At 65.0% G+C, this 6,694-nt stretch carries 9 protein-coding genes; 4 read left to right on the top strand and 5 right to left on the bottom strand.

The features are described from left to right. The first annotated feature begins 59 nt into the window (after positions 1–59). Positions 60–770 carry an rRNA pseudouridine synthase gene (locus DT603_RS15290; protein WP_162350851.1) on the top strand — a complete coding sequence of 237 codons (711 nt, stop codon included), beginning with the start codon at positions 60–62 and terminating at the stop codon, positions 768–770. A 397-nt stretch (positions 771–1,167) separates the two neighbouring features. Here the strand turns inward: DT603_RS15290 and DT603_RS15295 are convergent, their stop codons facing one another. Next, positions 1,168–1,512 (bottom strand): RidA family protein, encoded by a 345-nt coding sequence (locus tag DT603_RS15295; protein ID WP_162350852.1) that lies wholly within the window; start codon positions 1,510–1,512, stop codon positions 1,168–1,170. Positions 1,513–1,753: 241 nt separating this feature from the next. Here DT603_RS15295 and DT603_RS15300 point away from each other — a divergent pair, with 241 nt between their 5' ends. Further along, complete coding sequence (locus tag DT603_RS15300; RefSeq protein WP_162350853.1) at positions 1,754–2,440, top strand: class I SAM-dependent methyltransferase; 687 nt, start codon at positions 1,754–1,756, stop codon at positions 2,438–2,440. Then, entirely contained in the window at positions 2,437–2,811 is a 375-nt protein-coding gene (locus DT603_RS15305) for a YkgJ family cysteine cluster protein (protein WP_162350854.1), read from the top strand. The genes DT603_RS15300 and DT603_RS15305 overlap by 4 nt, the downstream gene beginning before the upstream one ends. Before the next feature lie 66 nt (positions 2,812–2,877). Here the strand turns inward: DT603_RS15305 and DT603_RS15310 are convergent, their stop codons facing one another. Further along, positions 2,878–3,057: an oxidoreductase-like domain-containing protein gene (locus DT603_RS15310; protein ID WP_162350855.1), complete on the bottom strand. Its 180-nt coding sequence runs from the start codon at positions 3,055–3,057 to the stop codon at positions 2,878–2,880. A 38-nt stretch (positions 3,058–3,095) separates the two neighbouring features. On the opposite strand from DT603_RS15310, the gene DT603_RS15315 reads away from it, so the two are divergent. Next, entirely contained in the window at positions 3,096–3,605 is a 510-nt protein-coding gene (locus tag DT603_RS15315; protein WP_162350856.1) for a M48 family metallopeptidase, read from the top strand. Between the two features lie 74 nt (positions 3,606–3,679). Here the strand turns inward: DT603_RS15315 and DT603_RS15320 are convergent, their stop codons facing one another. The 3 genes from DT603_RS15320 to DT603_RS15330 all read right to left on the bottom strand — a co-directional run bounded on the left by DT603_RS15320 (position 3,680) and on the right by DT603_RS15330 (position 6,522). Continuing rightward, positions 3,680–4,294: an HD domain-containing protein gene (locus DT603_RS15320; RefSeq protein WP_162350857.1), complete on the bottom strand. Its 615-nt coding sequence runs from the start codon at positions 4,292–4,294 to the stop codon at positions 3,680–3,682. Between the two features lie 161 nt (positions 4,295–4,455). Beyond that, complete coding sequence (locus DT603_RS15325; RefSeq protein WP_162350858.1) at positions 4,456–5,826, bottom strand: M24 family metallopeptidase; 1,371 nt, start codon at positions 5,824–5,826, stop codon at positions 4,456–4,458. A 45-nt stretch (positions 5,827–5,871) separates the two neighbouring features. Next, positions 5,872–6,522 carry a hypothetical protein gene (locus tag DT603_RS15330; RefSeq protein ID WP_162350859.1) on the bottom strand — a complete coding sequence of 217 codons (651 nt, stop codon included), beginning with the start codon at positions 6,520–6,522 and terminating at the stop codon, positions 5,872–5,874. Positions 6,523–6,694: the final 172 nt, after the last annotated feature.

Below are 6,694 nucleotides of genomic sequence, written 5' to 3' on the forward strand. Positions count from 1 at the left end.
AAACCTTGCATTTGCGTGCCAGCGCTTACACTGCACGCCCGCTTCAGCCCTGAACTTCCATGCCCGATCCCGTCCGCCTGGCCAAACGCGTCGCCGAAATCGCCGGCTGTTCCCGCCGCGAGGCCGACCAGTACATCCAGGGCGGCTGGGTGACCGTGGATGGCGAAGTCATCGATGCACCCCAGCACCCGATCACGGACCAGGTCGTTGTCATCGACCCCGAAGCCGACCTGGACGTCGCCGAGCCAGCCACCCTGCTGCTGCACAAGCCTGCCGGCGTGGCCTACGATGCGGTGGCGAAGCTGGCCATGCCCGAATCGCACACCGCGGGCGATGACCCTTCCATCCGCGTTCTCAAGCGCCATTTCGTGCGCCTGACCCCGCTGATGCCGATGGACGACGAGGCCAGCGGACTGGTGGTATTGAGCCAGGATGGCCGCGTCTGGCGCCGCCTGAGCGAGGATGCCGACCTGATAGAGCAGGAATTCGTGGTGGAGGTGGAGGGGGAGCTGGCGCCCTATGGCCTGCCGAAGCTGTGTGACGGCATGCTCTACCAGGGCCGTGCCCTGCCCCGCGCCAAGGTCAGCTGGCAGAACGAGGACAACCTGCGCTTCGCGATCAAGGCGGTGCGGCCGGGCCAGTTGCGGCACATGTGCGCGCAGGTGGGGCTGGAGGTTCGCTCGATCCGCCGCATCCGCATCGGCCGTATCCCGCTCAGCAAGATGCCGGTCGGCGAATGGCGCTACCTGCCGGTCGGCGAAAAGTTCTGAACCCTGGTGGCTGAATACCCAGCGTCGCCAACTGCAACGGCCGATTGACGGGAATGCACCGGGTTGCCGACACTAGGCGCCGCGCTCGCCGCATCGTGCAGGCGCCAGCATCCACCACATCCAGCGGCACACCGACGAGAGGCCTGTATGAGTAAGGGAATGGACCAGAAGAAAAGCGAAAAGAAGGCGCCCGCCAAGACCCTGAAGGAAAAGCGCGCCGACAAGCAGGAAAAGAAAAAGGGCAAGTAAGCCGCACGACGGCCGAGGGTCCAAAGGGCGGATGCTCCCCACGGAGCCCGCCCTTTTCTTTTTTTACCGGGCTCGGCTTGCCCGGCTGCCATGCACCACGCGGCCAGCGGTTGCGGACTGCGCTGCCGATGACCGCCGCCAGCAGAAACTAGACCGCCGCAGTCACCACGATTTCGATTTTCCACTTGGGATTGGCCAGCGCGGCCTGCACCGTGGCCCGGGTGGGCGTATGCCCCGGCACCACCCAGGCTTCCCAGACCTGGTTCATGGCAGCGAAATCCTGCAGGTCTGGAAGGAAAATCTGCGCATGCAGGATCCTGGCCTTGTCGCTGCCCGCCTGCGCCAGCAACGCGTCAATCGCCTCCAGCACCTGCCGGGTCTGGCCCTGGATGCTGAGGCTGGTGTCATCGGCCACCTGGCCGGCCAGATACACCGTGCCGTTGTGCACGGCCATCTCGGACAACCGGGGTCCGACTTCGAAGCGCTGGATCATCACGTTCACTCCTCAGGATGCAGTCCAATCCTACTGCACTGGGGCGATCGCACCGGCCAGCCCGCATACCGTCAGAAACAGCACATGAAAAGCCGTTTAGACGGGTGGCGTAGAATGGCAGCGCAACTGCACCCCAGCGCGTTTCGCCCGGCCCTAGCTCAGTCGCCCGCTTCGCTCCTTTCCCCGCGTCGCTCGTCCCTTGCCGGACCCAGCCATCCCGACGCCTCTCCTGGAGCGCCCCATGCCGGGCTACGCCACCCGCCTGCATACCGTCCGCCTCGGCGGCCACGACTTCCGCATTCGCGCGCTCAGCGACCTGCAGCAGTTCGCCGACCCGACCGGGCGTGCCTCGCGCGCAGGCATTTCTTCGTCCCTGTGGAGCCTGTTCGGTCAGATCTGGCCTTCCGGGCGGGTGCTGGCCGAGGCCATGAGCAGTTTCGACGTTGCCGGCAAGCGCATCCTCGAACTGGGCTGCGGGCTGGGCCTGTCCAGCCTGGTGCTCGCCCATCGCGGCGCCAACGTGGTCGCCAGCGACCACCACCCGCTGGCCGAATCCTTCCTGGCCTACAACGCCGGCCTGAACAACCTGCCAGCGGTGACTTACCGTGACCTGCCGTGGTCGGTACCGGACACCAACCTCGGCATGTTCGACCTGATCATCGGCAGCGACATCCTGTACGAGCGCGACCACGCCGCGCAGATCGCGGCGATGATGCTGCGCCACGCCAGCCCGGATGCCGAATTGCTGGTCACCGATCCGGGCCGCGGCAACAGCGCGCCGTTCACCCGGGCAATGGAGGCGCAGGGTTACGAAGTCACCGAACAGCCCAGCCGCTTCAACGAGAAGGACGTCGAGCCCTTCCGCGGCCGCCTGCTGAGCTATCGCCGCGGCAACAGCGCACTGCCGCCGGCCTTGGCGGCCGCATGAGCAGCATCCCCCTGCGCCTGATCGAGGGTGGCCTGGAAGCTGACAGCCCGGACGCCGGCTACCTGGAAGGCGACGGCATCGACCACAGCGTCTCCTGCAGCAGCTGCGATGCGGTGTGCTGCCGCCTGACGGTGGTGGTGATGCCCGAAGACCAGGTGCCACGGCACCTGGTTGCACGCAACGACCACGGCGTGGAAGTGATGGCCCACGGCGAGGATGGCTGGTGCGTGGCGATCGATCCGCTGCGCATGTGCTGCAGCATCTACGACCAGCGCCCAGGCATCTGCCGCAAGTTCGCAATGGGCAGCGAGTACTGCGTGGACGAGCGCGAGGTCTACCGTACCCGCTACGACCACCTTCCTGCTGCGTAGGTGCACGGGAGCGACCTGGGTCGCCATCGGATCAGCACCTTAAAACACATCGCGATTGAGTCAGCCCTATGGCGCCTCGGGCTCGTGGGGCGGCTGGCGCAACTTCCAGGCTGCCAGCCTTTCCTCATAGCGCTCCAACGCCGCTTCATAGGCATCGTAGACACAGGTCAGGCAGCCGCCCCCGCAGCAGTCGCCGGGGTCGGGCTTCTCGGGAGGTTGCGGCGGCGGATCGTGGATGGCGTGCATGGGCTTACTGTAGCGCCACGAGCGGGTATGGTTGGGCCATGCAACCGCTCAAATACCTGTCCGGATATCCGGAAGAAGTGCAGCATCGGGTCCGCACCCTGCTCGACCAGGATCGCCTGGGCACTATCCTCAGCGAAAAATATGGCGAGGCGCACGCCGTGCGCAATGATCGCCAGCTGTACGAATACACCGTGCAGATGAAGGACCGCTACCTGCGCAAGGCCGAACCGCTCAACAAGGTGGTCTACGACGGCAAGCTGCACGTGGTGAAGCATGCACTGGGCACGCACACCACTGTGTCACGCGTGCAGGGAAGCAGGCTGAAGGCCAGCCGCGAGATCCGCATCGCCAGCGTGTTCCGAGACGCGCCGGCGGAATTCCTGAAGATGATCGTCGTCCATGAACTGGCGCACCTGAAGGAAAGCGACCACAACAAATCCTTCTACCAGTTGTGCATGCACATGGCCCCGGACTACCACCAGCTGGAATTCGACCTGCGCCTCTACCTCACCCAGCTTGAAATGGGCGCACGTCCGCAAGGTGATTGAGGACCTTTGGTCAGCACCATTCCAGTCCAGCCGATGCCGCGCTCGCCGCCCCGCCGCTTGCAACCTCCCTGGCTTCAGTGATCCAGCAAGCGGCGCAGGTTGTCCCGCGCCTGCGCGTCGTAGCGATGGTGGAACCAGTCGCTCAGGTAGATCCGCTCGCGGGCCAGCAAACCCCTGAGGAAACGCCTGCGATTGAGCCGGAAAAGGAAGCCTGGCATCCGGCCCGCGTACTCCTCGGCAATGCCCCTGTCATAGGTGTGGAACACTTCCGGCGACGCGCCCAGGATGGCCATGTCGCAATCCAGGAAGTGAAGCGTGTCCAATGAAAAGCCGTCGTCACCGAAATCCGCCGGCGACAATTGCCCGTGCCGCGCGGTGAGGTTGATCAGCTCGGCCACGCGCAGGGTGTCGATGCCCGCATCGGGCAGCCAACGCGCAACTTCAGCCATTGCAAGTTCGGCCGAGCGCGCCTCGTTGTCCCTGCGCGACGCTTCATAGATCGCGTCGTGGTACAGCACCGCCAGGTACACCTCCACTGGCTGGGTCCAACCCGGTCCAATGGTGATGTCAGCGAAGCGATGCAATACGTCCTGCACGTGGCCGAAGTGGTGGTAGGCGCGCGGCGGCGTCGCGTAGGCCGCCTCCAGTTCCGACAGCATGGCGGTAGGCAGGGTCAGTGGCGCGGACATGGCAGCTCCAGCAAAAAAACCGTTACAGGACTATATCGCCAGCCGGTGCACGATGAGGGTATGCATCGCGGCTGGGCCGTGGAGGCAGCTGCACCCGGATAAATCCGCGTGGAGTTCGAGACTGGATCTGCTCCCGCCACGGACACTGCAATGCAAGCAACTCAGCGCACCACGTGCCACTGCGTCTGCCGACCGGCGAGATAATGCACACGCTCGCCGTCGAACAACGCGGTCTGCTCCAGCTTGATCTGCACGTGCTGGCCATTCCACTCCGGCAGCGCGGCCTTGATGTTGCCCTCGATCGCGTAGACGGTCATCGCATGCAGCGGCCAGTCGCCCTGCCCCGGGCTGGCTTCCTGGTTGTCCCACATGCCGATGGCCGGGCCCGGTGCATGGCCGAAGAAACCGACCGGGTGCGAATAGGTGGAAGCCAGGATGCCGGCCGCCTGCGTCTGCCGCCGCGTCGCGACGAGGATCTGGTTGCCGGTGAGGCCGGTGCGGAAGTTGGCGGTCAGCAGGTCCTGCCAGCGATTGCCGGTGGCCAATGCCTGCTGCAACCCTGGCGGCACGTCGCGCTCACCCACGCGCGCGACGTAGGCCATCTCCTGGGTATCGGTGCACAGCTTCAGGTAACAGATGCCGACGTCGGTATGCAGTACGTCCCCGGGCTGGATCACCCCTTCCTCCCCGCAGAACGGAGCATCGACGGCACATTTGCCGCCTGCACGCTGGAAATTCACGTCCGGCATGAACCAGATCGGCAGGCCCAGCGCCTCGAAGCGCTGGCGGATATACCAGGCCACATCGTCGGTATGGGTGACGCCGGGGGTGATGACCTGGGCCGAGAAAGCCTCGGCAATCACGCCACGAGCCAGTCCCACCACATGGGGATAGGCGGCGCGTTCGGAGGCGCTGCGGGTTTCCAGCCAGCGCACCACCAGGTGTTCGGCCGGAACCAGCCGGGTCTCGTAGCCCGGCGGCAGCGCCGCCAGCAACTGCTGGTGCAGCCCGTGGGTCAGGCCGTCGGCGACGGGCCACTGCTTCGACACGTTGATGCCGATGCGTCTTGGATCGCGTTTTGCTATCAACTCACCCAGCGCCTTCCACTGCGCGTCCAGATCGCCTCCGGACCACGCCGATTCGTAAGGCGCGCCAAATGGATAGCGGTTGATCGACAGCCGCTTCACGCTTCCATCGGCCTGGCGGTCGAAGATCAGCATGGTGGTGCGTCGCGCCGAATGGCTGGGTTGCGGCACCAGGGTGAAATAGACCGGGTCCTCCGCGTACTCACGCGCAATCACCAGCCACAGGTCCAGCTCGGCCTCCTTCATCAGCTGCGGCAGCAGCGCGTCCAGCCGCTCCTGCAGCATTCCGTTTTCAGGCGCCACCCGATCACGCGGCGCCAGCACCGCGCCGACGCTGTCAACGATCCTGCCCTGGCTGGGCGATGAAGATTGCGCGCACGAGTGGGCAGCGGCGAGGCAGCCTGCGAGCAGGACGCTGGCGGTCAGTACTGCACGAAGGAGGTTCATTGTTTTTCCTTGATCAAGTCATTGCATTGATGCGGTTCGAGAGCTTCAGGTTTCATTCGCAGGCGGAGCGGCGGACTTGTTCCTGGCACTGCGTTTCCTGGCCATCCAGCCGAAGATCGGCACCAGCAGCGTGGTCCACAGCCATTTGCCATGCTCGCTGAGGAGCCCGCTGACGCGCTGGGTGGTGGTCACTTCCACCTGGATCGGCTTGCGGAACGTACGCAGGGTCCTGGGCACGGTTTCGCCATTGACGTCGATCAGCGCATCAATGGTCAGGGTGAGCGTGTGCCTGCCGGCATTGAGCGGAGTCACGTCCCAGATCCAATCGGTGACGCCCGACGACACCGCCTGGCGCTCGCTGGTCACCGGCACGATCCTGAAGCCTTCGCCGCTGAGGCGCGCCTCCATGTTGTTGGATACCTGCAGGGGCAAAGAGACCTTTTCCCCCGGCCCTTCCACGCGCGCCTCCAGCACGGCCGCGGTTTCCGACGGACTCAAGGTGACATGGATGGACACTGTGTCCTCGATGTTGATTGTCGTGGGCGCATTGAAGGCCACATTGCCCAGTTTCAGCTGCGAAAGGATGGCGTCGACGATCTGCGTGGCGGTACTGGTTTCGGTTTCAGTATCCGTTCCCTGGTCCGGTCTCGCTGCTGCGTCACTGGCCGAGCCCGCGATCACACCATCGACTGCCACGTCGGGGGCATCTACTGCAGCAGCCTGCTGGCGCTGCGATGCAGGTTCCGCGCGCGCACGTCCAGCAGCCTTTCCCGCTGCCATCCTGGTGCGCCGCGGGGTTGCGCTTACGGGTGCGGAGGTGCGCCTTGCCTGCCGCGTGTCGTCATACGGTGGTGGCGGCTGTCGCTTT

Source organism: Pseudoxanthomonas gei (assembly GCF_010119615.1).
Classification (GTDB): Bacteria; Pseudomonadota; Gammaproteobacteria; order Xanthomonadales; family Xanthomonadaceae; genus Pseudoxanthomonas_A; species Pseudoxanthomonas_A gei.